At 37.0% G+C, this 24,237-nt stretch carries 24 protein-coding genes; 12 read left to right on the top strand and 12 right to left on the bottom strand.

Features of this window, described 5'->3' with window-relative positions; genetic code table 11:
- The first annotated feature begins 197 nt into the window (after positions 1 to 197).
- On the top strand, positions 198 to 1,115 hold the full coding sequence (gene rnhC, locus PYW42_RS05515; RefSeq protein ID WP_002410028.1) for a ribonuclease HIII: 918 nt from the start codon (positions 198 to 200) through the stop codon (positions 1,113 to 1,115).
- Between the two features lie 66 nt (positions 1,116 to 1,181).
- On the opposite strand, the gene PYW42_RS05510 is transcribed toward rnhC, so the two are convergent.
- Positions 1,182 to 2,354, bottom strand: coding sequence for a class I SAM-dependent rRNA methyltransferase (locus PYW42_RS05510; RefSeq protein ID WP_002410029.1), 1,173 nt, complete (start codon positions 2,352 to 2,354; stop codon positions 1,182 to 1,184).
- Positions 2,355 to 2,611: 257 nt separating this feature from the next.
- On the opposite strand from PYW42_RS05510, the gene PYW42_RS05505 reads away from it, so the two are divergent.
- The 3 genes from PYW42_RS05505 (at position 2,612) to PYW42_RS05495 (ending at position 6,093) form a co-directional block, all read left to right on the top strand.
- Positions 2,612 to 4,720, top strand: a complete 2,109-nt coding sequence (locus tag PYW42_RS05505) for an LTA synthase family protein (RefSeq protein ID WP_002363788.1) — start codon at positions 2,612 to 2,614, stop codon at positions 4,718 to 4,720.
- Positions 4,721 to 4,825: 105 nt separating this feature from the next.
- The gene (locus tag PYW42_RS05500; protein WP_002360505.1) at positions 4,826 to 5,527 is read left to right on the top strand and encodes a hypothetical protein; all 702 of its coding nucleotides are present in this window, start codon (positions 4,826 to 4,828) and stop codon (positions 5,525 to 5,527) included.
- 14 nt (positions 5,528 to 5,541) lie between these two features.
- Entirely contained in the window at positions 5,542 to 6,093 is a 552-nt protein-coding gene (locus PYW42_RS05495) for a hypothetical protein (RefSeq protein WP_002360506.1), read from the top strand.
- A gap of 37 nt (positions 6,094 to 6,130) precedes the next feature.
- Here the strand turns inward: PYW42_RS05495 and PYW42_RS05490 are convergent, their stop codons facing one another.
- Positions 6,131 to 7,600, bottom strand: a complete 1,470-nt coding sequence (locus PYW42_RS05490) for a sensor histidine kinase (protein WP_002366540.1) — start codon at positions 7,598 to 7,600, stop codon at positions 6,131 to 6,133.
- A complete protein-coding gene (locus PYW42_RS05485) occupies positions 7,600 to 8,319 on the bottom strand; it encodes a response regulator transcription factor (protein ID WP_002381953.1) in 720 nt (239 codons plus the stop codon). The genes PYW42_RS05490 and PYW42_RS05485 overlap by 1 nt, the downstream gene beginning before the upstream one ends.
- A gap of 214 nt (positions 8,320 to 8,533) precedes the next feature.
- Here PYW42_RS05485 and PYW42_RS05480 point away from each other — a divergent pair, with 214 nt between their 5' ends.
- On the top strand, positions 8,534 to 9,313 hold the full coding sequence (locus tag PYW42_RS05480) for a Cof-type HAD-IIB family hydrolase (protein WP_002404496.1): 780 nt from the start codon (positions 8,534 to 8,536) through the stop codon (positions 9,311 to 9,313).
- Positions 9,314 to 9,330: 17 nt separating this feature from the next.
- On the opposite strand, the gene PYW42_RS05475 is transcribed toward PYW42_RS05480, so the two are convergent.
- Positions 9,331 to 9,537, bottom strand: a complete 207-nt coding sequence (locus tag PYW42_RS05475) for a hypothetical protein (protein WP_002357875.1) — start codon at positions 9,535 to 9,537, stop codon at positions 9,331 to 9,333.
- 231 nt (positions 9,538 to 9,768) lie between these two features.
- On the opposite strand from PYW42_RS05475, the gene PYW42_RS05470 reads away from it, so the two are divergent.
- Positions 9,769 to 10,545: a threonine/serine exporter family protein gene (locus tag PYW42_RS05470; RefSeq protein WP_002363785.1), complete on the top strand. Its 777-nt coding sequence runs from the start codon at positions 9,769 to 9,771 to the stop codon at positions 10,543 to 10,545.
- Positions 10,546 to 10,556: 11 nt separating this feature from the next.
- Entirely contained in the window at positions 10,557 to 11,018 is a 462-nt protein-coding gene (locus PYW42_RS05465) for a threonine/serine exporter family protein (RefSeq protein WP_002377734.1), read from the top strand.
- A gap of 31 nt (positions 11,019 to 11,049) precedes the next feature.
- Here the strand turns inward: PYW42_RS05465 and PYW42_RS05460 are convergent, their stop codons facing one another.
- The 4 genes from PYW42_RS05460 to PYW42_RS05445 all read right to left on the bottom strand — a co-directional run bounded on the left by PYW42_RS05460 (position 11,050) and on the right by PYW42_RS05445 (position 15,235).
- Positions 11,050 to 11,817, bottom strand: coding sequence for an ABC transporter ATP-binding protein (locus tag PYW42_RS05460; protein WP_002357878.1), 768 nt, complete (start codon positions 11,815 to 11,817; stop codon positions 11,050 to 11,052).
- Positions 11,814 to 12,701: an ABC transporter permease gene (locus PYW42_RS05455; protein WP_002357879.1), complete on the bottom strand. Its 888-nt coding sequence runs from the start codon at positions 12,699 to 12,701 to the stop codon at positions 11,814 to 11,816. The genes PYW42_RS05460 and PYW42_RS05455 overlap by 4 nt, the downstream gene beginning before the upstream one ends.
- A 24-nt stretch (positions 12,702 to 12,725) precedes the next feature.
- Entirely contained in the window at positions 12,726 to 13,715 is a 990-nt protein-coding gene (trpX, locus tag PYW42_RS05450; protein WP_002391629.1) for a tryptophan ABC transporter substrate-binding protein, read from the bottom strand.
- Between the two features lie 860 nt (positions 13,716 to 14,575).
- On the bottom strand, positions 14,576 to 15,235 hold the full coding sequence (locus tag PYW42_RS05445) for a hypothetical protein (protein WP_002386659.1): 660 nt from the start codon (positions 15,233 to 15,235) through the stop codon (positions 14,576 to 14,578).
- 219 nt (positions 15,236 to 15,454) lie between these two features.
- On the opposite strand from PYW42_RS05445, the gene efbA reads away from it, so the two are divergent.
- From efbA to PYW42_RS05430, 3 genes are all read left to right on the top strand, one after another.
- Positions 15,455 to 17,167, top strand: coding sequence for a fibronectin-binding protein EfbA (efbA, locus tag PYW42_RS05440; RefSeq protein WP_002410031.1), 1,713 nt, complete (start codon positions 15,455 to 15,457; stop codon positions 17,165 to 17,167).
- Between the two features lie 155 nt (positions 17,168 to 17,322).
- Entirely contained in the window at positions 17,323 to 17,586 is a 264-nt protein-coding gene (locus PYW42_RS05435; protein ID WP_002381957.1) for a hypothetical protein, read from the top strand.
- 73 nt (positions 17,587 to 17,659) lie between these two features.
- A complete protein-coding gene (locus tag PYW42_RS05430; protein WP_002391631.1) occupies positions 17,660 to 18,001 on the top strand; it encodes an iron-sulfur cluster biosynthesis family protein in 342 nt (113 codons plus the stop codon).
- 38 nt (positions 18,002 to 18,039) lie between these two features.
- Here PYW42_RS05430 and PYW42_RS05425 read toward each other — a convergent pair whose 3' ends face one another.
- From PYW42_RS05425 to PYW42_RS05415, 3 genes are all read right to left on the bottom strand, one after another.
- Positions 18,040 to 18,498 (bottom strand): DUF441 domain-containing protein, encoded by a 459-nt coding sequence (locus tag PYW42_RS05425; protein ID WP_002363780.1) that lies wholly within the window; start codon positions 18,496 to 18,498, stop codon positions 18,040 to 18,042.
- Positions 18,499 to 18,971: 473 nt separating this feature from the next.
- A complete protein-coding gene (locus tag PYW42_RS05420) occupies positions 18,972 to 20,021 on the bottom strand; it encodes an oxidoreductase (protein ID WP_002409424.1) in 1,050 nt (349 codons plus the stop codon).
- A 24-nt stretch (positions 20,022 to 20,045) separates the two neighbouring features.
- On the bottom strand, positions 20,046 to 21,479 hold the full coding sequence (locus PYW42_RS05415; protein WP_002409423.1) for a glycoside hydrolase family 1 protein: 1,434 nt from the start codon (positions 21,477 to 21,479) through the stop codon (positions 20,046 to 20,048).
- Positions 21,480 to 21,721: 242 nt separating this feature from the next.
- Between PYW42_RS05415 and PYW42_RS05410 the strand changes: the two genes are divergently transcribed.
- Together PYW42_RS05410 and PYW42_RS05405 are read left to right on the top strand one after the other, a co-directional pair.
- Positions 21,722 to 22,435, top strand: a complete 714-nt coding sequence (locus PYW42_RS05410; RefSeq protein ID WP_002363775.1) for a GntR family transcriptional regulator — start codon at positions 21,722 to 21,724, stop codon at positions 22,433 to 22,435.
- A gap of 270 nt (positions 22,436 to 22,705) precedes the next feature.
- Positions 22,706 to 23,236 carry a DUF5067 domain-containing protein gene (locus tag PYW42_RS05405; RefSeq protein ID WP_002384665.1) on the top strand — a complete coding sequence of 177 codons (531 nt, stop codon included), beginning with the start codon at positions 22,706 to 22,708 and terminating at the stop codon, positions 23,234 to 23,236.
- A 32-nt stretch (positions 23,237 to 23,268) separates the two neighbouring features.
- Here the strand turns inward: PYW42_RS05405 and PYW42_RS05400 are convergent, their stop codons facing one another.
- Positions 23,269 to 24,234, bottom strand: a complete 966-nt coding sequence (locus PYW42_RS05400) for a LacI family DNA-binding transcriptional regulator (protein ID WP_002357893.1) — start codon at positions 24,232 to 24,234, stop codon at positions 23,269 to 23,271.
- Between the last annotated feature and the right edge of the window lie 3 nt (positions 24,235 to 24,237).

The raw sequence follows: 24,237 nt of genomic DNA, 5'->3' as shown, positions 1-24,237 counted from the left end.
CTTTCATCGTCTCCTTCTCTCCCACAGTATAGCACTGAATAAAAATTTAGATAACAACTAGCGCCCAACTATAGAAAAAAATTATACATTTCCTAAACATTGTCATTTTCAGGAACAAGCTAACGCAAAACCTTTTCATTTACTTGTTTTTCCTTTACTATAGTAAAGAAGAAATATCAAGAAATGAGGAACAATTGATGGCACAGAATCACGTAATTAAAGTTAGTAAAAAAACATTAGCAGAGATGACCACTGTTTATCAACCCAATCGTTTAAATAAAACGGTCCCTTATACTGTCTTTGTGGCCAAGGTTGGCACCACTACTATCACTGCTTATCAATCAGGTAAAGTCATGTTTCAGGGACCTCAAGCTGAAAAAGAGGCCGCTCGTTGGGAAGGAACGAGTACCACACCAAAGAAAAAAATTTCTGCCCAGACTACTACACTGCCTGCTGATTTTGGCAACTGGTCTGTGATAGGTTCCGATGAAGTCGGTAATGGTAGCTATTTTGGTCCAGTAACTGTCTGTGCTGCCTATGTTGACAAAAGCATGATTAGCAAACTAAAATCATTAGGTGTTCGTGATTCCAAAGAATTAACCGACCCACAAATTATTCAATTGTCACATGTCATTAAAGAACTGATTCCTTACAAGTTATTAATCGTTGAACCAAAAAAATACAATGAGATCCAACCAAACTACAATGCTGTACACATGAAAGTTGCTTTGCATAACCAAGCGATTTATCTGTTGCTACAAGAGTTGGCTCCCACAAAGCCAGAAGGGATTTTGATTGACCAGTTCACCCCTGAAAATAATTATCGGAAATATGTTCGTAATGAAAAAAATCAAGTCACTGAAAAATTGTTCTTCGTCACTAAAGGAGAGCAGTATCATGTTGCTGTTGCTGCCGCCTCTATTATTAGCCGCGCTGCTTTTTTAGAAGAGTTAGACAAAGAATCTGCAGAATTGGGTTTCTCTGTGCCCTCTGGTGCTGGCAGCAAATCAGACCAAGTAGCCGCCCGTATTTTGAAAAAAGGCGGCCTAGACTTATTAGCGAACTACGCGAAGCTGCATTTTGCAAACACCCAAAAAGCCCAAAAGTTACTATAAAATAAAAACCAAGCAAAAGTCCCAATGCCGATTAGCGGCGCTGGGACTTTTGCTTGGTGTAAAAAATTATTTTTCAATTTCGATAAACAGGACTTTTAAGTAATTACCTTCTGGAAAATTAGGATTCACTTGAAAGTCTGCCGGTAATTGATACGTGTCCGTAATCTTGTAACGAACATTTTTCTCTTGCAAGGCAGTAATCACCATTTTTTTATATTTGGCTAAGGATAAATTTGCCGCATTGGTTGAGGCAATAAGCGTTCCCTTATCCGTTAAAATATCAATAGAATCTTTCACTAGCTCCCCATAATTTTTAGCAACGGAAAAAACTTTCTTTTTGTTGCGAGCAAAACTCGGCGGATCCAAAATGATCATATCATAACTCAAGCCTTTACGTGAAGCATATTTAAAGTAGTCAAAAACATCCATGACAATAATCTTTTGCGGGGCAAGATTTAAATGATTGACTTCAAATTGCTCAGTCGTTTTCGGTAAGCTTCGTTTAGCTAAATCCACACTAGTGGTGGCCACGGCACCCCCCATAGCGGCAGCTACTGAAAAAGCACCTGTATAACTAAACATATTTAAGACTGTTTTCCCTACTGCAAAACCATCTACTAATCGACCACGAACTTCTTTTTGATCTAAAAAGATGCCTGTCATTAATCCTTCGTTTAAATAGGTAGCAAATTGAACGCCATTTTCAGTGACAAGTAATGGCTCGGGTGCTTGTTCGCCATACAAAAACTGTGATTCGGGTAAATTTTTTGTGGAAAAGCGAATCTTTTCGTAGGCACCAATAATGTCAGGGTAAACTGTGCGAAACGCCGTCAAAAGTTCGGCTTTTTTCTGATAAAGGGTTTCATTATACCATGAAAAAACGGCGTAATCTGCATAGCGATCGATAATTAGACCCCCAATGCCATCCCCTTCTCCATTAAATAATCGATAAGCGGTTGTTAGCGAATCCTTTTCAAAAGACGTCCGCTTCTTACGACTTATTTCAAAGAGTTGTTGAAAAAAAGATTGATTAATTGGTCCATGCCATGACAGCAACCAACCAATTCCTTTATTTTGTTCGCCTAAATATCCTTCAGCTAAGCGCTGGCCTTTACTATCAATCAAAGTAAGCCAATCTGTTGGTAACGGCGCCGGCACTTGTTGCAAATCTTCTTTCTGAATTAAAGGATATCCTTTTTTAAATTTATGTTCTGCTTTTTTAGTTACTTGAAGTTTCATTCTGTACACCTACTTTTCAAAGTCCTATCTAGTATAGCAAAAAAAGGCCCATCTGTCTTTAAAGGATTCAAGCTTCACGTCATTTAACGAACTAAAAAGTTTAAGGAAATAGTAAGTTTTCTTTAACATCACCATTCCTCACTTCGGTAAGAATTGACATAAAATTTGTGAAAGAGTAAAATTAAAGCGATATTGTAAAATACGAAATTTACCTAATTTTACTTTTATAGAATCATCGTTTAGAAAGGACGTTTATTTTGAAAAAATTATTTAAAACAAATATTTTGAACACGCGACTGGGGTTATTCTCGCTAATCGCCATCTTACTGTGGCTAAAAAACCTCTTTGCGTACGCCGTTGATTTCCATTTACGTTTGGAAAATATTAACGAGTATTTCATACTCTTAATTAATCCAATTGCCACAACGGTCTTTTTATTAGCCATCGCTTTGTATGTTCGCCGTAAAAAAGCTTCTTATATTACAATGATGATTATTTACTTCTTGATGAGTTTACTGCTCTTCTCAAATGTCGTGTATTATCGAGAATTTACTGACTTCATCACAGTTAATACGATGCTTGGTGCTGGCAAAGTAGCTAGCGGTCTTGGCGAAAGTGCCTTACGTCTCTTTAGACCTTATGACGTCATTTATTTCTTAGACTTCATTATTATTGGCGTATTATTATTAACGAATAAAATTAAAACAGATGCGCGTCCAGTCCGCGCACGTGTAGCAGTCTCTGTCACACTCCTTTCTGTTGTCTTTTTCTTATTCAATCTATTTATGGCTGAAACAGAACGTCCCCAATTATTAGGACGTCAATTCTCTCGTGACTATATCGTGAAATTCTTAGGCTTAAATGCCTTTACCGTATACGATGGCATTACAACTTACCAAACAAACCAAGTCCGTGCCGAAGCCAGTGCTAACGATATGAAACAAGTTGAAGATTACGTGAAACAACAATATGCGGCACCCGATGATAGTAAGTTTGGTATTGCAAAAGGCAAAAATGTAATTTATATCCATTTAGAAAGTTTCCAACAATTTTTAGTTAATTACAAATTAAAAGATGAAAATGGCGTAGAACACGAAGTCACACCATTTATCAATAGTCTTTACAATAGTAAAAGTACCTTTAGCTTTGATAACTTCTTCCACCAAGTTGGTCAAGGAAAAACAAGTGATGCCGAAACGTTACTTGAAAATTCACTATTTGGTTTAGACCAAGGTTCACTCTTTACACAAGTTGGTGGGAAAAATACGTTTGAAGCAGCACCCGATATTTTAAAACAAACGCAAGGATACACTAGCGCTGCTTTCCACGGAAATGCCGGTAACTTCTGGAATCGAAATGAAACCTATAAACGTTTAGGCTATGACTATTTCTTTGATGCTAGTTATTATGATGTTAATTCAGATAACTCATTCCAATATGGGTTACACGATAAACCATTCTTTAATCAATCCGTTCAATATTTAGAACATTTACAACAACCCTTCTATTCTAAATTTATTGCTGTGTCCAATCATTATCCTTATTCTCAATTTACAAACGATGAAGCAGGATTCCCAATTGCAAAAACCTCTGACGAAACAATTAATGGTTACTTTGCAACAGCGAATTATTTAGATAAAGCGGTCGAAGAATTCTTTAACTACTTGAAATCTTCAGGTCTCTATGAAAACTCAGTCATTGTTCTTTATGGCGATCACTATGGGGTTTCTAATTCAAGAAACCAAAACTTAGCAGAGTTAGTAGGTAAAACCAAAGCAGATTGGAACGATTTTGACAACGCCAATATGCAACGTGTTCCTTATATGATTCACGTTCCTGGTCAAGAAAATGGTGGTGTGAACCATACGTATGGTGGCCAAGTTGATGCCTTACCAACCCTTCTACACTTACTTGGTGTCGATACGAAAAACTACATTCAGCTAGGCCAAGATTTATTCTCTAAACAACACAATCAAATCGTTGCTTTCCGCAACGGCAATGTTGTAACACCTAAATATACTATTTTAGGTTCTAGCATTTACGATACTAAAACAGGCACTTTAATTACAGAACCAACCGAAGAAGTTAAGAAAGAAGTCGCTGATTTAAAAGCCAAAGCGACGAAACAATTAGAAACGTCTGACCAAATTACTAACGGTGACTTGCTTCGTTTCTATACCAATAGCGGCTTAAAACCAGTTAACCCAGAAGACTATGATTACAAGAACCAATTGCAACAACTGGAAGCAATTGAAAAAGAAAAAGGTGAAAAATCAACGAGTGTTTACAGTAAAAACAATAATAAATCAACCGTTGATGAATATCACACTGACAGTTATCAAGGCTATCAAAAAACGGGTAAATAAATCTTCAAAAAGCTTGAGCAATTTGCTCAAGCTTTTTTGCTACTTTTTCATAATTAATTCATATTATTTCACTATACTAAAGATAGTTTAGAGAGGTGAAAGTTGATGAGAAGTGTCCGTTACGCTACAGCTAGTAGTTTTTATCATAAAAAAATCACGTTAATCACTGCACTCTTCTTCTTCCTGTTCTCTTTCTTATTGACTGGGCTGTTTAACTTAATTGATTTTGAAAAAGAGTTTTTACGAACGATGCCAGACTTTGTCGATATTGAAAAACAAACTAGTTACCATTACCAACTGATCCAATACTATTGGCACCTCTATCTAGGTAGTGTCATTTTCTTTGGTGTTACTTTTCTTCTGTTGATGTATGTGACATTACGCATAAAAAAGGAAGAAATACATACATGGTATCACATGCACTTTTCAAATATGTATGTCACCAAACAGCTCTTACTAGAGTTATGTTTACCGGCTCTATTAGGAATTTTCAGTTTTTTACTTTTCACTTTAATGTTTCAAGAAACGTATAATACTGTTCTTTGGGCTGCTCGTGATGCTATTTTACAGTGGTCTCATTTGGAAACTCCAGCATTTTTAGCTAAAAGTACCGACCAGGATGTCACGATTACAAATATCCAGCATTTAGGGATTCAAACGATCCAAGCGTTTTCTTTTGATTTTAAAAGTATGCAGTCACTTTATACAATCCGTAACTGCTTTGTTAACTGCTTAATCTTGCTTGGCATTCCTCTTGTTTGCGGGACTCCTTTCACGTTGATTTATTTACGTACACATAAGAAATAAGGGAGGGATTTTCTATGAATGTCACACCATCATTCAAAAAAACAACCGAAAAAAAATCCTCATTCGACGCGTTAGCTTTGCGAGAAGTTTATGGAATCATTTATTCTGCTCCAGAACAAGAACTCGCATTGGCCGATTTTTTCCAAACAAACCAACTAACCATTACTAGGCTTTCTTCTAGTGAAACCTTTCTGCCCTACTTGCCATTAGAAGAAAATTTATTTATCGCTAGTACGATCAAAGAACGGGATCGAAAAGTAGTTCTAGCCGAAGCTTTCCAGGTGTTCCAATTAGAACCTGCCTTACTTGGTCGTTCCTTTACTTCTTTTACGACTTTTGAAAAAATTAAAATGCGCATAATACAACTTTTGCTTTCAAAAACAAGTACGTTAGTGATTGATGACATCTTTTCTTCATTAACGATTGGACAACGTCAAGAAATTTTACCTCAATTAAAAATAGCAGTTCAAAAAAGAAACAAGCGCTTGCTATTTCTGACAAAGGATCCACAAATTATTGATAGTCCCTATGTGCACCCCCTGTCTCTACATGCGTTATTAAACTAAAAAAACGTCTGGCACTGATTATGACCAGACGTTTTCTTTAGTTTTCAGTGATTTCAACATCAGGAAATGAAATAATAAATGTGGTGCCTTTACCAGGTTCACTTTCAACATTGATTTTTCCTTTATGCAAGCGGACCAATTGTTGAACGATTGGTAAGCCTAATCCTGATTCTCCATATTTCGTATTTTTACGGGATGGATCTACTTTGTAATAACGATCCCAGATATTCAGAATTTGCTCTTCCGTCATGCCGATTCCTGTATCAGAAATACGGACAATAGTTTCTAAATAGCCTTTTTCTAAAGCAATATGAATTTCGCCATTTTCAGTAAATTGGATAGCATTTTGAACAATATTGACAACTACTTGAACGAAACGATCATAATCGGCATACACATCAATTGGTTCGGTGGTGTCTAAATACAATTGATTACCAGCGGCTTCAGCTTTGGCCGTTAGTTGAGTCACAATATTTTCTAAAGCTTCTGTTCCGTTGAACTTCTTCACAACAATTTGAATCTGGTTGGTCCGAATTTTTTCATAATCAAGATTTTCATTGACTAAGCGAATCAAGCGAGCGGTCTCATTTTGCATCAGTTTAATCGCATTCTCTTTTTGATTTTCAGGAATAGCATTATACTGCAATCCCTCTAACAAGCCATTAATAGTTGTTAAAGGCGTCCGCATTTCATGAGAGGCATCCGCCATAAATTGACGACGACGCTCTTCTTGCCGATTGATTTCTTCTTGTGATTCTTTTAAAGACGCAGCCATTTTATTAAAATCTTCTGCTAGGTCATCAAATTCATCTTTGTCATGAACCGGTAATTGAATATCAAAATTTCCACTAGTAATTTCTTTGGTAGCTTTACGCATCCGATTAATTCGTTTCACTTGGAAAGTCGCAAATAGATAACTTAGTAACAAGGCAATCACACCAGAAAAAATAAAGCCTTTAATCAAGTTTTGTGTCACGGACTGAACACTTCGGTCAACGTTTTTGGCAGGTTGTGTAATAACGAGTGAACCAATAATCACTTTTTTATCAGAAGACTGATTTGATGCATACACCGGTAACATTACATAGGACGAAGTATTTCGGGCCCCGTAAATATCAATGTTTTCTGTTGCATAAACACGATTGCCTTTCATGATTTGATCCCAATTTTTATCGATTAAGGAAAAGTCTAATTTTTTCGTGCTATCAACTGGTGGGTACTGCACTTCGCGGTCCTTGTTAATAAACACAAATTGCACATCTTGCTTCTGGAGTACACGTTCAGTCAACTGAAATGAATAGGATAAAACATCTCGATCCGAAACGCCTGCGACATTAATAAAAAAGTCACGTGTTTCTAAAGCCGATTCTGCATAACCATACAGCTGTTCATAGTTATTTTCTTGCATTGTGCGCTTGGTCAATTGTGTGAAAGACGTTCCGACAATGAGAATAATCAGAGCAATCACACCTATAAAAGCAAGTAATTGTTGATACAAATACTTCATTAAGCAACACCTGAATCGTCGAATTTATACCCTACGCCCCAAACCGTTTGGATGACTTGAGGACCCACTTTTTCAATTTTTTGTCGTAATTTTTTGATATGGGCATCAACTGTCCGTTCATCGCCAAAGTATTGATAGTCCCAAACCAATTCTAGTAGTTGTTCGCGTGAAAAGACTTGGCGTGGTTTTTTTGCTAAAGTGTATAGCAAATCAAATTCTTTAGGTGTTAAGCCTTCAATTAATTGATTATCTAAATATGTTTCTCGTGTTTTCGTATTCATTTTAAAATGATCCGTAATCACATCAAACGTTTCATCTGTATTCTCAGACGTATCATGCGCAGCCTCTGCCACCTCGGCACGACGATGTAGAGCTTTCATCCGTGCAATCAAAGTTAATGGACTAAATGGTTTTGTCACATAATCATCCGCACCCATTTCAAGGCCAATTACTTGGTCACTTTCAGAATCACGAGCGGTCAACATAATAATGGGAACATTGGCTGAAACTTTGCGAATTTCACGACAAACAGCCATCCCATCCATACTAGGTAAGTTTAAATCTAACGTAATCATGTCCCATTTTTCTGGCGAAGCAAGAAAAGTTGCCAATCCTTCTTTGCCATCATCTTTAAAGGTAGCTTCCCACCCTTCATTTAAGAAAAACATTTGCATCATTTCTGAGACGGATTCATTGTCTTCAATCATTAATATATTCATTTCATTCACTCCTTATTCACTTTTCATAAAACTGCTCTATTGTAGTATACTCTAAAATTGAATTTGTACCAACCGATTCTATATTTCTTCAAAAATCCTTTACAGAACCATCAAAAATCACTTTTTTTCCTGCTCTTTTAAAGAAAACGAAAGGAACCCATTGTCTTTTCAGAAAAGTTTGTTAAAATAACAAGCGTAGAGAGGATGTTAGGGTATGGATAAAATGAAAGCTATTACTTTTTTTGATTTAGATGGAACTTTGTTAGATGGAACATCGCAAATAACTCCTGAGATTACCGCAGCAGTGGCGGCCTTGAAAGACAATCAAATTTTACCTTTAATTGCGACAGGTCGGACCTTGTGTGAGATTCAGCCAATCATGAAAGCCAGTGGCATTGATTCTGCGATTGTAATGAACGGGCAATTTATTCATTATGAAGGAAAAACGATTTATTCAGATGAATTTACAACAGAGGAATGTGTTTTACTGCATGAACATGTCAAACAGCGTGGTCATGAATTGGCTTTTTACAATGAGCGCCGTATTTTTTGTACAGGGCATACTGGCACAGTGAAACAAGCCTATGATTATATTCATTCAGCTGTTCCAGAAATTGATCCCACAGGTTATGAGAATGATGCCGTCAACATGATGTTGGTCTTAAGTCAACATGGCGATGATGATGAATATTACTATGAGCGGTTTCCTGAATTGACCTTTTATCGCAATGGTCCTTTTTCAATTGATATTGTTCGTAAAGGGGTCTCTAAAGGCTCTGGTGTCAAAAATCTTTTTAACACCTTGGGATTAAACGGCATTCCCACTTATGCCTTTGGTGATGGCATCAATGATTTGGCGCTGTTTGAGGCCTGTGATTATGGAATTGCCATGGGTAATGCGCGAGAAGAACTAAAAGAAAAAGCCACCTTTATTTCAACTAAAAATACTGAGAATGGCATTGTTAATGGCTTGAAAAAATTTGATTTACTATAAGAGAAAACTACCTTCTTCTATTGATGTACTTTAGAAGAAGGTAGTTCTTTTGTATGTTCATTTTTCTTTTTCTGCTGTGCACAGAGAGCTACTCCCACTACTTGAATCAGCAAAATCGCTCCCAACAAACAACTTAATACGATGTTTCCTGATAGGATTGTTCTTCTGATTAAAATAATTAATACAACACTGCTAATTCCGTAGAGTAACCATTGGTTGTCCATTTTTATTGACCCCTTTGTTTTTCTATGTTTAGGATAGGATGTTTCCTACTAAAATGCAAGGAAAGATCCTAGATTCTTACAACTAACCCATAATTTTTACTAATTCCTTATTTGTTTTCATTTATTCTTAAGATTCGTTTCATTTTTGTAAAAAATCACACTTTTTTTCTATCTCTATTTTAAATTGCGTACAGTTCTTAAAAAAAATGATACACTAAAAGTGAACTCGAAATGAAAGGAGCCATTCCTTTGGTTAATAGCGAAAAAAGAAAACAATTAATTATTGATACATGCATTTTAGCTGGAAAAATTATGCTGGAAAGCGGATCTGAAGTATATAGAACCGAAGATACAATTACTCGGATTGCTACAAATGCTGGCGAGCCAGAGAGCGTTTGTTACACGACGGCTACAGGGATTTTCGTGGGCTTTCGTTCCAGTAATTATACGCAATTAGAAAACATCCCCCAGCGCTCGATTAATTTGGAAAAAGTTAGCCTTGTCAATCAATTATCAAGAGAATTTGCGCAAAAGGAGATTACTTTGCCAGAGCTTTATCAGCGCTTAACTCTATTAGAAACAGATACCCCCACTTTTTCAATTTCGTTACGCTTGTTAGCAGCCGGGATTGTTAGTTGTACGTTAATGTACATTTTTGGTGGCACTTGGCAAGATTTTATTGCAACTTTTTTTGTTGGCGTGATTGGGTATGCCAGTTATCTTTTTACCCAAAAGTTATTCCAAGTTCCTTACCTCGATTCATTCGCAGCCGCTTTTGTCATTGGTTTGTTGGCCTATTTGGCTGTGCATTTTCACTTAGCGGTCAACATCGATAATATTATTATTGGTGCGGTAATGCCGTTAGTTCCAGGTGTGGCGATTACGAACTCTTTTCGCGACATTTTAGCGGGCCACCTCATCAGCGGGACGGCGCGAGGGACAGAAGCTATTTTTATTGCTGGGTCTGTTGGCCTGGGAATTGCCTTGATTTTTAAATTATTTATGTAAGGAGTGTTCAAATGGAACTAATTTTTCATCTTCTCTTTAGTTTTTTAGCGACTGTGACGTTTGGTATTATTACGAACATTCCTCGTAAAGCACTGGTGGCTTGTGGCATTACTGGCATGACAGGCTGGATGATTTATTATCTCTTAACGCAAACTTTTGATGCTAGTCAAACCTTTGCAAACTTTTTAGGAACGGTCGGGTTAGGAATCGCTAGTATCTTTTTTTCCCGTTACAAAAAAATGCCGATGATTATTTTTTATATTCCGAGTTTGGTTCCTTTAGTGCCAGGAGGCCCTGCCTATCAAGCAGTTCGGAGCATTTTGTTAGGAAATATTGATGACGGTTTGCAGTTGATTTTAAAAGTTGTCTTTACTGCTGCAGCTATCGCAGCGGGCTTTATGGTGACATCGCTACTGGAACGAATTGTCAAACGTTTTTTCCCAAAGCGACTCTTCCGATTGGTCAAAAAATAAAAAAACAAGCTCATTTTCTGAGCTTGTTTTTTTACTCTACTTCTTCAAAGAACAGCAACAAATCTTGTAGCGTTAATTGTGCTTTTTCAGCAGCGTTTAAATCTTGAACAATTTTACCTTTTTGTAAAACAATTAAACGATTGCCATATCGTAAAGCATCTTCCATTCGATGGGTAATCATTAAACAAGTTAAGTTCCCTTCTTCAATCCGTTGTTCCGTTAAGTGCATCAACTGCTTGGATGTTTTGGGATCTAAGGCAGCAGTATGTTCATCTAAAAGTAATAATTCTGGTTTTGTGATAGTGGCCATTAATAAACTTAAGGCTTGGCGTTGACCGCCAGAAAGGTTACCTGTCGGTGTATCCAGATGATTTTCCAAGCCATTGCCAACTTCTTGGCAGATTTTTGTAAACAAGGCGCGTTGCTCATTTATCTTCCGTAATGTTAAGGGACGTTTTTGTCCGCGTTTCATGGCAAGCAATAAATTTTCTGCCACAGTCATTCTTGGTGCTGTCCCCATTTTAGGATCTTGAAAAACACGCGCTAGAGATTTGGCCCGTTTGACTTCAGAAAGATTGGTGCGATTGACTCCTTCAATTAAAAATTGTCCTTCTGTTAGTGTCAAAGTTCCTGCTAAACTATTGAATAGCGTACTCTTGCCTGCGCCATTTCCACCTAAAACAGTAATGAAGTCTCCAGGATAAATGGCTAAGTTCACATGATCCAAAATCACTTTTTTTTCATTCATCCCATTATCAATGATTTTTGTCGCATTTTTTAATTCAACAACTGGTTTCATTTCGTTTCCCCCTTATCAGAAAAGCCATGTAGTCGTAATGCTTTTTTCAATTGTGGGATCATTAAACAGATTGCTAAAATCACTGCTGAGAAGATTTTCAAATATGTCGTATCAAAGCCTAATTTAATCACTAATAAAATCAATAGTTGATAAATAATACTCCCTACAACAATCGCCATCAACCGTTCACCAAACGTTAATTCTCCAAACAGTACTTCACCAATAATGAGTGAAGCTAAGCCAATCACAATGACACCGGTTCCTTTACTTACATCCGCATATCCATCATTTTGAGCAATCAAAGCGCCAGATAAGCCAATCAAGCCATTCGATAAAACCAATCCTAAAATTTTCATGCGATCCGTTTGAATGCCAATCGAGCGAGCCATTTCTTCATTGTCACCTGTCGCAATATAGGCTTGTCCTAAACTAGTGTTAAAGAAAAATAACAGTAAAATCATTACCACAGCCAAAACACTAATCCCTAAAAAAATAGTATCATAATAATCTGGTAAGGCCATTTTTTGAAAAACATCTTGAATCTTCGGTTGGTTTAATAAAGACTTATTTGGCGATTTCATCACAAATAAAATCACGGAATTTAAACCAGACATCACTAAAATTCCTGCTAAAATAATTGGAATTTTTCCTTTTGTAAATAGTAAACCAGTCACTAAACCGGCAAGCATTCCTGCTCCGACCCCTAAAAGAGTCGCTACAAATGGTGAAACCCCTGTTGTAATGGCAGTTACACAAACCGCCCCTCCTAACGGAAATGAACCTTCTGTGGTCATATCTGGAAAATTTAAAATACGATAAGTCATAAAAATACCTAGTCCTAACAAGGCCCATAACATTCCTTGTCCAATTGCTGAAACAATCATCGCTTCTCCTACTTTCTTTGATAATTAGTTAATCAATTTCGATTTTTTTGCTAACTCTGCGGGAATCGTAATCCCTAACTTTTGAGCTTGTTTTTCATTGATAATTGTGTCGCCTGTATTAAAGGTATAAATGGGTGTAGTTGCTGGTTGACTTTTCCCAGACAGAACCTCTGCTGCCATTTTGCCGGCTTGTACCCCCAACGCATGTTGATTAATCCCAACAGTTGCTAAACCGCCTTGTTCTACCATTGTATCCACCGAAGGAATAATCGGCGTCTTGGTTCGATTTGCTTCTCCGACTACCGTTTGCATAGCATTAGCAATCGTATTATCAGTTGGTATATAAATCACATCTGTTTCCTTAGTCATCACTTGAACCGTTTGTGCTATTTCATTACTTGATGGCACAGCATATGTTTTCACTGTCAATCCTTTGGCTTCAGCTGCTTTCTGCGCTTCAGCTACTTGGTATCGAGAGTTTTCTTCTGAGGAAGCATAGAGAATACCTATTTTTTTGGCAGCTGGTATCAATTCTTTTAGTAAATCCATCTGGGCTGACAAAGGTGATTGATCACTAACACCCGTGATGTTACCGCCTGGCTTTTGATTGTCTTTCACCAATCCAGCACTAACAGGGTCCGTAATGGCGCCTAAAATGATCGGGATTTCTTGGGTAGTGTTGGCTAACGCTTGCGCAGCTGGCGTGGCGATACCAATTAAAACGTCTGCCTTTTTTTGTACTAATTGTTGACTCATGATTGCTAACTTACTCTGGTCGGCTTGACCATTTTGAAAAATAATTTCTAAGTTTTTGCCTTTGTCGTAGCCATTTTCCTTTAACCCTTCTTCAACACCTTTATAAATTTCATCCAATGCGGGGTGACTGACAAACTGCAAAACCCCTACAGTAACTGTTTCTTTCTTTGAATTTGTCACTTTTTGATTCACAAAAAAAGCACCAATTAAATAAATAGCTAATAAAGACACGACAAACGTTAAACGTTTATTTTTCATTTTGCATTCTCCTAACTGCCCTTTTGTTTGGCAACTTTTTCTTTTTAATAATAAAACCATTATCTATAGGGCGTTTCTTCCGTTGAAAGTGAAACTGAGATTCGTAATCCTCTGCTTAGTCAAAATCCTAGGAACACTTTTTTACAAATGTCAGGATTTAACTGCGACGAGAATCGCAACTTTGGTGAGAATCGCAGGAGCACTTTTTCTACGAATGGGACAACGTTCTCTTCGCTCACCTTGTGCTACTCATCATCTACTCTGTCACTTCGTGCCAATCGTAGTGATTCGTAGCAAAAAAACAACGACTTATCCTAAGTGTTTAGGAGTGGTCGTTGTTTTTATGCAAAACAAAAACCACATAGATGGGTCCTCTATGTGGTCGTTTTTTCTTCTTGAATATAACCAGCATAGATACACTTTTTAGAATAAGTCTTCTAAAGTTGTATCTATGAAAGAATCATACATACAACTATCTACGCCAGTTTTGCCATGATTGGTGCATTTCTTTTACGTTAGATAATTGTGTCATGTATTTTCCCTCCTAGTTATGTTGTTAAAGGTAGTCTACACTATATTGATTTTGTTCGTCAAGAAAAAGTTTTTATTTTCTTGCATTTCTTTTACTTCTAAAAAACGAGCCACTCTTATGAGAGGCTCGTTTTTCTTTATTTCAGCATATTTACCACTTAATTGTTTCGGTTTCTTTCAATTTTCACGGGAACTTTAACTGCTTGTTTTTGCGATTGAATCAGCCATAAACTTACTAAAATCGTCATTGAAATTACTAATGCCATCGAAAATCCCCTCTTTCTAATTCCTTAAAACTTTCTACAATCTAAGTTTAACATAGCTAGCTATTATTCACCAGTTTCTGGTACTGTATCAGTGCTTTCTGTCGTCGTTTCAGTAGATTGAGCAACGCCAGTCGTGCTGGTCGTCGTCTGTGTTTCAGCGGTCTTTGCTGCTTCTTTTTCAGCTTCTTGCGCCGCTTTTTGCTGGTCTTTCAAAACGCCAGCCATTGGTAATCGATTTAATTCTGGTATTAATTGTGTTTTTAAATCCATAGATTTTTCGACAACCGTCCGTGTCTTTTCTTTGCCGTTTTCAAAGAAAACAAGCGTAATCTCATCGCCGCTAACATTGTATTGCTCTTGTGCTTTGCCAGCATTATAAATTAACGGATAGATATACAGCGAACGATGAAATTCATTCATTTTATCTGAATTAAACAGCTTCACCATTTGATCGTATTGCTTGCCAGATGGTTTAGCAAACATGACTGACATGGCTCCTGTTTCTTGGATTTTCTTGTCTGCTGTTTTGTAATCTAAGACACTGACTTTCTCTGATTTGATGGGTCCTGCGACTAACGATTCAACTTGAGCAGCTCGAATATTTTTTTGCATCGTTGGAATAAAAATGATTGAGCCAATTATTAATACTAATGCTACAATAGCGGTAATCATTAACAGTTTTCTTTGTCTTAATTCATAAAGTGCCTCTTTTAGTTCTTCCATAAAATTATTCAACTTCTAATCGCTCCTCGCTTTTAGTTCTTATCTATTATACTAATCATTTTCTTTCTTGCCTACCCTTGCGCTTTAATTACTAAAAAAACCAGCAAACTTCCCCAGCTTTCTAAGGAAAACCCAACTCCTTTTTAACAAGCTTCTTTCTTAAATTCAAAAACTCCGCTATAATAAAGCTATTAGTCGGAAAGAAACGAGGGATTTATTATGTCATTTGATGGCGTATTTACTCATAGCATGGTTCATGAGTTGACAGAAACACTCGTAAGTGGCCGGATTTCAAAAATCCATCAGCCTTATGAAAACGAAGTCGTTTTAGTCATTCGTGCGAAAGGTAAAAACCATAAATTACTATTATCAGCACATCCTAGTTATGCGCGCATACAACTATCTACAATTACCTATAGCAATCCAGAAACACCTCCTAATTTTGTGATGATGTTACGAAAATTTCTGGACGGTGCCATTTTAGAAACGATTCAACAAATAGAAAATGACCGCGTGATTCACTTCACCTTTTCAAAAAGAGATGAACTAGGTGACTTACAAAATATTGTTTTGATTGTTGAATTAATGGGACGTCACAGTACAATCGTTTTAGTTAACCAATCTTCTGGAAAAATCTTAGATGCGATAAAACACATTGGAATGAGCCAAAATAGTTATCGTTCGTTGCTTCCTGGAGCAACTTATATTGAACCGCCAAAACCACTGGGACTTAATCCGCTCACGGCCTCAAAAGAAGAAGTCTTTGCGCTTCTTTCTACAGCTCCTGAATTAAACGGACGCTATTTACAACAGCATTTCCAAGGTCTAGGCAAAGATACAGCAGACGAATTAAGCGCCCGTTTACTTGCACAACCAAATGAAAAAATGGCCATCTGGACGGAATTTTGGTCCTCAGTCACTGAAGCTGTTGTACCGACATTAACAGTCACTGAAAAAAAAGAATATTTTACGCCCATTCCTTATCAATCATTAGTTGGTGAACAAACAACGTATCCGACACTCAGTGAATTACTAGATGCCTTTTATTCTGGTAAAGCAGAGAAAGACCGTGTCAAACAACAAGGCGGCGAACTAATTCGCAAAATTGAAAATGAATTAAAAAGAAATCAAAAGAAACTTAAAAAATTACAGCAAACCTTAGCCGATACAGAAAACGCTGAAAATTACCGTCGCGACGGAGAACTATTAACAACCTTCATGGCACAAGTCCCAAAAGGAGCCACCGAGGTGGAATTACCAAATTATTATGAAGAAAATGCACCGTTGCGTATCTCGCTAAATCCTGCACTTTCACCTAATCAAAATGCACAAAAATATTTTCAAAAATATCAAAAATTGAAAAATGCTGTCCGAGTTGTTAAGACACAAATTCAGCAAACGCAACAAGAAATTTCTTATTTAGAGTCAGTTGTGGCACAACTTGAAATTGCGACACCAATGGACATTGAAGTGATTCGTGAAGAACTGATTGAGCAAGGCTATTTAAAACGTAAAAAAAATAAAAAACAAAAACAGCCGAAAAAAAGCCAACCCGATCTTTTTTATGCCACAGATAGCACACCTATTCTCGTTGGAAAAAACAATTTGCAAAATGATCAATTGACTTTACGAACCGCTAAAAAAACTGATTATTGGCTCCATGCCAAAGATATTCCTGGATCTCATGTAATTATTCGTGACGCACATCCTAGCGAAGAAACCCTTACTGAAGCCGCACTTCTAGCAGCTTATTTTTCAAAATATCGACTTTCTTCACAAGTGCCTGTCGACTATGTCAAAGTAAAACATGTGCACAAACCCAATGGAGCAAAACCAGGTTATGTGATTTATGAAAACCAACGAACGTTATATGTGACGCCAACAGAAAAATCGATCAAAAAAATCCAGCAAAATAAGGATTCTGCTTCCTAATTATATTAAACTAAAAAACAACGTACTGCCGATTGATCGTACGTTGTTTTTTTGCATTGGCAAAGACATTTATCAAGTGATAAATAACACAAGTAAGCTCAATTAGTTTACAAACTAGCCATTTCTCTCTATACTGACTGTTGGAGGTGAAATTCATGGTCTTTTTACACATTATTTTTGGGATGTTTGCCTTTATTGGCGCTTTAGGTTTAGGTGTCGCCTTCCGCGATAGCTTTACAGAACTTTCAACACCAAAGAAAGCAGCGATTATTTTATCTTACGTAGGTGCGATTGGTTCAACAGTCCTAGGGTTCACATCAGCAACAAAAAATCCATTTGTTTTAGCTGCAACAGTTGTCTTAGTTGTCGCCTTTTCTATTGCTCTTTTCAAAAAAAGCAGTAAAGAAACAAGCAAATAACAAAACCTTTGAAGAGCGGCATAGCGACAAGCTACCCTCTTCCTTTTATATACTATTTAAAGGAGTGAGGCAAATGTCTCTGACTATTTCTGAAGAAGTAAAACAACGTTTAGCCCCTTTCTTAACTGAAACGAACACCTTCTTGTTGGTAGCAAATGACGGCTCTAATCCTTATTCTTCCGCAGAAGGTTGTTGTATGATTGGCGATCGTTTCATTATCGTTCCTGTTGATCAAGCGGAAGCGCCTTATACCGAAACAATTGCTAATGATTCTTTTCACGTCTATACTTCGACGTATGACCAAATGTTTTTAACAGGGCATTTACAGCTAGTGATTCATCCGAATGCGGGAACCATTACTTTAAAAAATGAAAGTGGCATATTAGATAGTAATGTGGACATTTATCAACACTAAAAAAGCAAACAAAACGTTTACGCGTTTTGTTTGCTTTTTTAGTGTTGAAAGGCTTGAAAGGTAGTAATGATTACGTACATCATCCCCGATGCAATAATCGGACCAGCTGCAATTCCTTTTAAAAAAACGACGCCAAGAATCGTTCCAAAAACTAAGGCCACCGTAATCTCAGGCGATTGATTAATTAAACCTACTCCTTTTGAGGATAAAACAGCCACCAGAATTCCACAAAATATCCCCAGCCATCCCATCGGTGTTTTGAATGATTGGATTAAATCCTTTAAGCCAATTTGTCCTGTAGCAATCGGGACTAAAATGGTAATTGAAATAATTGTGACGCCTAAATTAATGCCTTTATCTGACAACCACGACATGATTTTCGCACTATTTGGTAAAGCTTTTAAAGCAAGCACAACAACTGACGCAATTAATAAACTTTGATTTTTTGCAACAAACGCAATCAAGGCAATCAGTAGTAAAAAAAGCCAACTCTCCACTGGTTGTCCTCCTTTCTGATTTGGTTCTTTCGTTAACCAAACTTTCTTGTCTTTCCTATTTTAGCAAAGAACCTCTTTAATTACCATTCAGCTTCAGTAATTATTGTCTTTTTCACCCGAATCTTGTTTAGAAAAAACGAGTTAAAAATTAATTTTTTCTCATAACAAGCCTTTTTCTCTTTGAAAAATTATTTTATGAAGTATACTAATATTAACTATAAAGTAGTTTACTTGCATTTATACTGGATATTCGATATCCTATTTAAGGCTCTTCAATTGAGCGAGCATCACAAAAGACATTTTAGTAGCAATTCTTGGGGAAGTAGTGCTACTAAGATGTCTTTCCTTTTTTTATTTTTACTAACAATATACGTTTCTTATATTAAAATTCACAATTCTTTATAAATAAAAGCGCCTGCCCCACAGTTGTCTGGACTGTGGGGCAGGCGCTTTTCAAGTCATTTAAACACGCTTTAGTTTTCTTTCAAACGATAAACACTTGGACTTGAGTTAAGAAAACCTGCTTCTAAAATTTCGATGTTAGTTAATGCTTGCTCTTTAGTTACTAGTTGCGGTGCACCATTTTTCAACGTTTCATAGACGGCATCATAATAACGACCGTAATCACCTACAGGCGTTTTAATTTGTTTTTTAATCCAGTCGCCATTGCCATTACGGTAGGTCACTTCTCCATAATACATTGGTGAATCTTCTCCAAAGCCTGGTGCATCCGGCATGATTCCGGCTTTTAAATCATTTTCTTGTTGATCTTCGCCATATTTGATGAACGAGCCATTGCTGCCATGAACAATAAAACGTGGATACGGACTAGCGACAGAATGATTCGTTTTAACTTTTACTTTTAATTTTGAACCATAATGTAAATCAACGTCAAAATAATTATCGACTGCCTCACTCACTTCATTATTACGAATATCATAAGTGACTTGATCTGGACGCCCGAAAAGAGCAATCATGCGATCCATTAAATGAATGCCTAGTCCGTAAAACGAACCATTTTCTTTAGGTCCTTGTTCCGTGATACTTCCTGGTCGATAATAATCAATATGCGTTTCCACTTCATTGATTTCTCCTAAAAAGCCTTGCTCTACTACTTGCTTCATCGCTAGGTAATCGCCGTCGAAACGTCGATTTTGATAAGGCATCACTACTACCCCTTTTTCTTGCCCTAAAGCAAATAATTCCTCTGCATGTTCTAACGTATCACAGAATGGTTTTTCCACAATCACTGATTTACCAGCTAAAATGGCTTGTTTGGCTAAATCATAATGTGTATGCGCAGGTGTACAGATTGTGATCAATTCAATTTCTGGATCCGTCAATAATTCATTAAGATCAGTGGTAAAATTTACGCCTTTTTCTTTAAAGGGCGCTGCTGCTTTTTCATTAACATGTAAATCGAAAATCGTTTTCACTTCTAGTGTTTCTCGAATCATTACGTAAGGTAAATGGTAGCGGTTGGCACTTTTACCAAATCCAATAAACCCCATTTTTACTGTCATATTTTCCACACTCTTTTCTTATAATTAGATAAGTCCATTTGTTTCAATGACTTTTTGATACCAATAATAACTGTCCTTCGGGATTCTTTCTAAGGAACCTTTTTGTGTTTCATCTTGATCCACATAGACAAAACCATAACGCTTTTGATAGCCGTTAAGCCACGACAGTAAATCGGTGTAACTCCATGTACAATAACCAATAACTGAAACGCCATCCGTAATCGCCTCTTGAATCGCTTGGATATGGCTTCGCAAATAATCAATGCGATACGTATCGTGAATTTGTTTATCTTCTGTTAAGGTATCATATTCGCCTAACCCATTTTCAGTAATTAAAATAGGCACTTGATAGCGACTAGCTAATCGTCGTAAGGCAATTCTCAAACCTTGCGGGTCAATGGCCCAATCCCAGTTCGTTCGTTCAACATATGGATTATTTACTTTTTTAAATAAACCCGGTACCCCAGATTCCGTTTCAGAACCCTTTTCACCCGTTGTATTCATCTTCCCTATTCCGACGCCATCTAATGGATTAGCAGCAACCGTATCCGTCCGATAATAATTAATACCTAGAAAATCAGGTTTGGCTGAACGTAGTAACGCTAAATCGCCCTCTTTTATCGTTGGGGCCACACCTTGCTCCTGTAAGTAATTTAATGCGGCAACTGGGTATTCTCCCCAAAGATAGACATCTAACCAAAAATGCGACAGCAAATCTTCTGCATTTTCAGCCGCTAAAACATTGGCAGGATGCGCATCAACGGAATAAACAGGCGTATAAGCAAAGCTAGGGCCAATTTTGCCAGGCATTTCTAATTCATGAAACGCATTAATCACTGCTGCATTGGCTAAATTAGCAATATGATTGGCCTCATACATCCGTTTATTGTCTGTTACGCCGGGAGGATGCACGGCTAATTGATAACCTAACGAAGTAAACACATTTTGTTCGTTTAAACTAATCCAATAGCGAACTTTGCCACGGAAAGCGTCAAATAAAATTTTCGCATAGGCCACAAAATCAGCAATAATTTTTCTTGATTCCCAGCCACCATATTCTTTTTGCAAAACAGCTGGCAAATCCCAATGATATAAAGTTACCATTGGTTCAATTCCTGCCGCTAATAACTCATCAATTAAATCTGAATAAAATTTCAGTCCCGCTTGATTTACTTGACCACGCCCTTCAGGTAAAATTCGTGTCCATGCAATCGAGAAACGATATGCTTTTAAACCTTGTTGTTTCATTAAAGCCACATCTTCTTTAAAACGATGATAATGATCGACGGCTAAATCGCCAGTTGTCTCTTTGAACGTTTTTCCTGGTAGCCGAACAAATTCATCCCAAACAGATGCGCCTTTGCCGTCTTCATTCCAAGCACCTTCTACTTGATAAGCGGCCGAAGCAGAGCCCCATAAAAAATCTTGCGGAAATGCTTTTAGTTGGTGATGTTCCATTGTCATACCTCCCTCTTTTCTGTGCTGCCCTTTTATTGTAAAAGGTTTTCACAAAAAGTACCAATCAGATCAATAAGTTCTTCTGTTTACTTTTAAAACTATATAGTTTTAAAAAGAATAAGTCAACTACTTTTATTTAAGTACTTGATTATTAAGTGGTTACGTTAAAAATAAATATATAGTTTTAACATGTTAAATTCATGGTATAATGAGAGAAATACTGGTGATAAAGGAGGACTCTGATGCGGACAAATACACGTTATAAAGAAATTTATGCAGCTATAAAACAGGATATTGAAGCAGGTGTTTATCCAATTAATCAAAAGTTACCCCAAGGTCGTCTTCTTGCAGAAAAATATCAAGTCAGCGAACTAACCATTACAAAAGCCTTACATTTGCTTGTGCAAGAAGGTTATGTTGTCAGACGACGTGGCTCGGGCAGCTTTGTTCAAGACTTTCAAAATCGAACCATTACTAAATTTTCTCCGTTAACCGGCACTTACTCAACCTACGATGGAAAAGTTGAATCCGTGGTTTTAGGCTTTGCAACAGAAGTACCTGAGCCTTGGGTGACTGAAAAATTAAGTATTACAGAAGAAGAGTTAGTCTACAAAATTATTCGCTTACGGATTATCGAAGATGTGCCCTCAATTATTGAATACACTTGGATGCCCGTTGCTTTAATTCCGAACTTGACAATGAAAGAATTGAAAGTCTCCATTTATCAATATATTTCGGAACAATTGCATCAAAAAATTCAAAGTGCGCGGGTCAGCATTTCTGGGATCCGTCCTTCTCCGTTGGAAAAAAAATATTTAAACTTAACCGATAATGATTTCCTGATGCGTGCAGAACAAATTGCTTACCTAGGCAATGGACATATTTTTGAATACTCAATTGCGAATCATATTCCTAGTGAATTCACTTTTGAAACTGTCTTAATTGCAGAAAAATAGAAAACTTTTATGTTGCCATTTCTCATTTCTAACAAAATGATCTCTTTACTTTGAGCCAATACTTTTTGTTAGAAATGTTTTTCTGCTAGTTAAAAATATTTTTCAAATTATATTTCCAAACATGAATTTTGATAAAAGTATTGCTATTTACTAGAACTACGATTAAAATATTGCTTGTAGCACTCTTTTTTATATAGATACAAGCAATTTGTTTTTTACATAGTCAATCAACCAAAGTGAGGACTTTATATGAGGAAACCCTACATTTTAATGAGCTTACTCGTTCTAAGTACCTTATTAAGTGCTTGTTCAACTGTAAGTGGCAGCCCAGCAAGTCAAAGTGCGCCCGCACCTGATGAAGTGTTGGCGACAAGTATTGGGACGTATGAAAATCGAACATTGTTGGTTCCAGATGGGCGTTTAGCCTTAACTGCCTTGCATAAAGGAAAAGATTATCAAGGCAAACCAATGTTTTATGTCCTGTTTGAATTAACCAATACAACCGAAAAAACACAAAATATTCAGCTAATGATTCAAAGTTTTATGGAAGTTAGTCAAACTGTCCACGGAAAAGCCCAAAATTTACAATATGCAGTCTTAACAGATTCACCTTTCCAAGACAAATTAGATCGTTTAGCAGATGAAATCAATCCTGGTGAAACAATCCAAGGCGCTTACCCGTATGAATTTATTAATGAGAACAAGCCGGTCCATTTTAAATTTAGAGATCGCCTTCTCAGTCTGGATGAACCCATTGCATCAGAAGAAATTACCATTACAGAAAAAAGTTTGGTCCGCTAGCTTAGCTAGCATTGGACCAAACTTTTTATTTATTATTCAGATGGAAAAGATTCTCCTTCTATAAAACGTGTGTAAATGTGTTCGCTCTCAGCAAGTTCTCCCCGCATTAAATGAATAATTTTCTCTGCAGCCACCATGCCCCATCGATGTTTAGAATAGGCAATTGTTGCTAATCGCGGTTGCACAAACGCACCTAGTTCAGAATTATCAAAACCAATAATCCGAATGTCTTTCCCCATTTGGTAATTTGTTTCTGCAACATATTTATAGACACCGATCGCCATTTCATCATTAAAAGCAAAAACATCGACTGGTTCTGTCTGTGGTTGACTCAAAATTTTTTTAGCAGCCGCATAGCCAGAAGGTTCGGTAAAATCGCCTTGGATAATTTCATAAGGTATCCCAAAACGAGTTAATTCTCGTGTACTAACAGCCAATCGTTCTTGGCTATCATAACCTTTTTCTGGTCCAGAAAGCAGAAGAACTTTTTTTGAACCCACATTGACAAATTGCTCAATTGCCTGCGTGGCACCGCCACGATTATCCAAGAGAACTTGCCGGATATTCCTATGTTCAGTGGTTCGATCAAGGACAACGATCGAATGGCCACGTTCAGCAAACTTTTCAATTTCTTTTGTTGGAAATGTCCAATCTAAAATAATTGCCCCATCCACCATTTTTTCAGGAATGAAAAGATGTGACTTTTTACCGCTACAGACAATCATCTCATAATCAAACAGTGCTAAGCCTTTCTTAATTCCCTCCAACAATTCACCATAAAAACTACCGCCATAATCGGCCAAATAGACACCAATAATATTGGTTTGACGACGTTTTAATGTGCGAGCGGCCATGTTAGGAACATAGTTTAGCTCTTCAGCAATTGCTTGGATGCGCGTTCGTGTTTCTTCAGTTACCTTTGAACTACCATTCAATGCGTAAGAAACGGTCGAGATTGATACGCCTGCTTTTTTTGCAATATCTTTAATTCCTACCATGGA

It is taken from the genome of Enterococcus faecalis (assembly GCF_029024925.1).
In the GTDB taxonomy this organism is placed as follows: Bacteria; Bacillota; Bacilli; order Lactobacillales; family Enterococcaceae; genus Enterococcus; species Enterococcus faecalis.
Note: the sequence above shows the minus strand (reverse complement) of the source record. Positions and strands in the feature narration are given on the sequence as shown.

Bases quoted from the DNA above. Each gene is read 5' to 3' on its own strand.
- PYW42_RS05410 (WP_002363775.1), top strand. From the start codon at position 21,722: ATGCGGACAAATACACGTTATAAAGAAATTTATGCAGCTATAAAACAG.
- PYW42_RS05400 (WP_002357893.1), bottom strand. From the start codon at position 24,234: ATGGTAGGAATTAAAGATATTGCAAAAAAAGCAGGCGTATCAATCTCG.
- trpX (WP_002391629.1), bottom strand. From the start codon at position 13,715: ATGAAAAATAAACGTTTAACGTTTGTCGTGTCTTTATTAGCTATTTAT.
- PYW42_RS05445 (WP_002386659.1), bottom strand. From the start codon at position 15,235: ATGGAAGAACTAAAAGAGGCACTTTATGAATTAAGACAAAGAAAACTG.
- efbA (WP_002410031.1), top strand. From the start codon at position 15,455: ATGTCATTTGATGGCGTATTTACTCATAGCATGGTTCATGAGTTGACA.
- PYW42_RS05470 (WP_002363785.1), top strand. From the start codon at position 9,769: ATGAAAGGAGCCATTCCTTTGGTTAATAGCGAAAAAAGAAAACAATTA.
- PYW42_RS05495 (WP_002360506.1), top strand. From the start codon at position 5,542: ATGAATGTCACACCATCATTCAAAAAAACAACCGAAAAAAAATCCTCA.
- PYW42_RS05480 (WP_002404496.1), top strand. From the start codon at position 8,534: ATGGATAAAATGAAAGCTATTACTTTTTTTGATTTAGATGGAACTTTG.
- rnhC (WP_002410028.1), top strand. From the start codon at position 198: ATGGCACAGAATCACGTAATTAAAGTTAGTAAAAAAACATTAGCAGAG.
- PYW42_RS05460 (WP_002357878.1), bottom strand. From the start codon at position 11,817: ATGAAACCAGTTGTTGAATTAAAAAATGCGACAAAAATCATTGATAAT.
- PYW42_RS05510 (WP_002410029.1), bottom strand. From the start codon at position 2,354: ATGAAACTTCAAGTAACTAAAAAAGCAGAACATAAATTTAAAAAAGGA.
- PYW42_RS05405 (WP_002384665.1), top strand. From the start codon at position 22,706: ATGAGCTTACTCGTTCTAAGTACCTTATTAAGTGCTTGTTCAACTGTA.
- PYW42_RS05420 (WP_002409424.1), bottom strand. From the start codon at position 20,021: ATGACAGTAAAAATGGGGTTTATTGGATTTGGTAAAAGTGCCAACCGC.
- PYW42_RS05455 (WP_002357879.1), bottom strand. From the start codon at position 12,701: ATGATTGTTTCAGCAATTGGACAAGGAATGTTATGGGCCTTGTTAGGA.
- PYW42_RS05500 (WP_002360505.1), top strand. From the start codon at position 4,826: ATGAGAAGTGTCCGTTACGCTACAGCTAGTAGTTTTTATCATAAAAAA.
- PYW42_RS05430 (WP_002391631.1), top strand. From the start codon at position 17,660: ATGTCTCTGACTATTTCTGAAGAAGTAAAACAACGTTTAGCCCCTTTC.
- PYW42_RS05435 (WP_002381957.1), top strand. From the start codon at position 17,323: ATGGTCTTTTTACACATTATTTTTGGGATGTTTGCCTTTATTGGCGCT.
- PYW42_RS05485 (WP_002381953.1), bottom strand. From the start codon at position 8,319: ATGAATATATTAATGATTGAAGACAATGAATCCGTCTCAGAAATGATG.
- PYW42_RS05475 (WP_002357875.1), bottom strand. From the start codon at position 9,537: ATGGACAACCAATGGTTACTCTACGGAATTAGCAGTGTTGTATTAATT.
- PYW42_RS05415 (WP_002409423.1), bottom strand. From the start codon at position 21,479: ATGGAACATCACCAACTAAAAGCATTTCCGCAAGATTTTTTATGGGGC.
- PYW42_RS05465 (WP_002377734.1), top strand. From the start codon at position 10,557: ATGGAACTAATTTTTCATCTTCTCTTTAGTTTTTTAGCGACTGTGACG.
- PYW42_RS05490 (WP_002366540.1), bottom strand. From the start codon at position 7,600: ATGAAGTATTTGTATCAACAATTACTTGCTTTTATAGGTGTGATTGCT.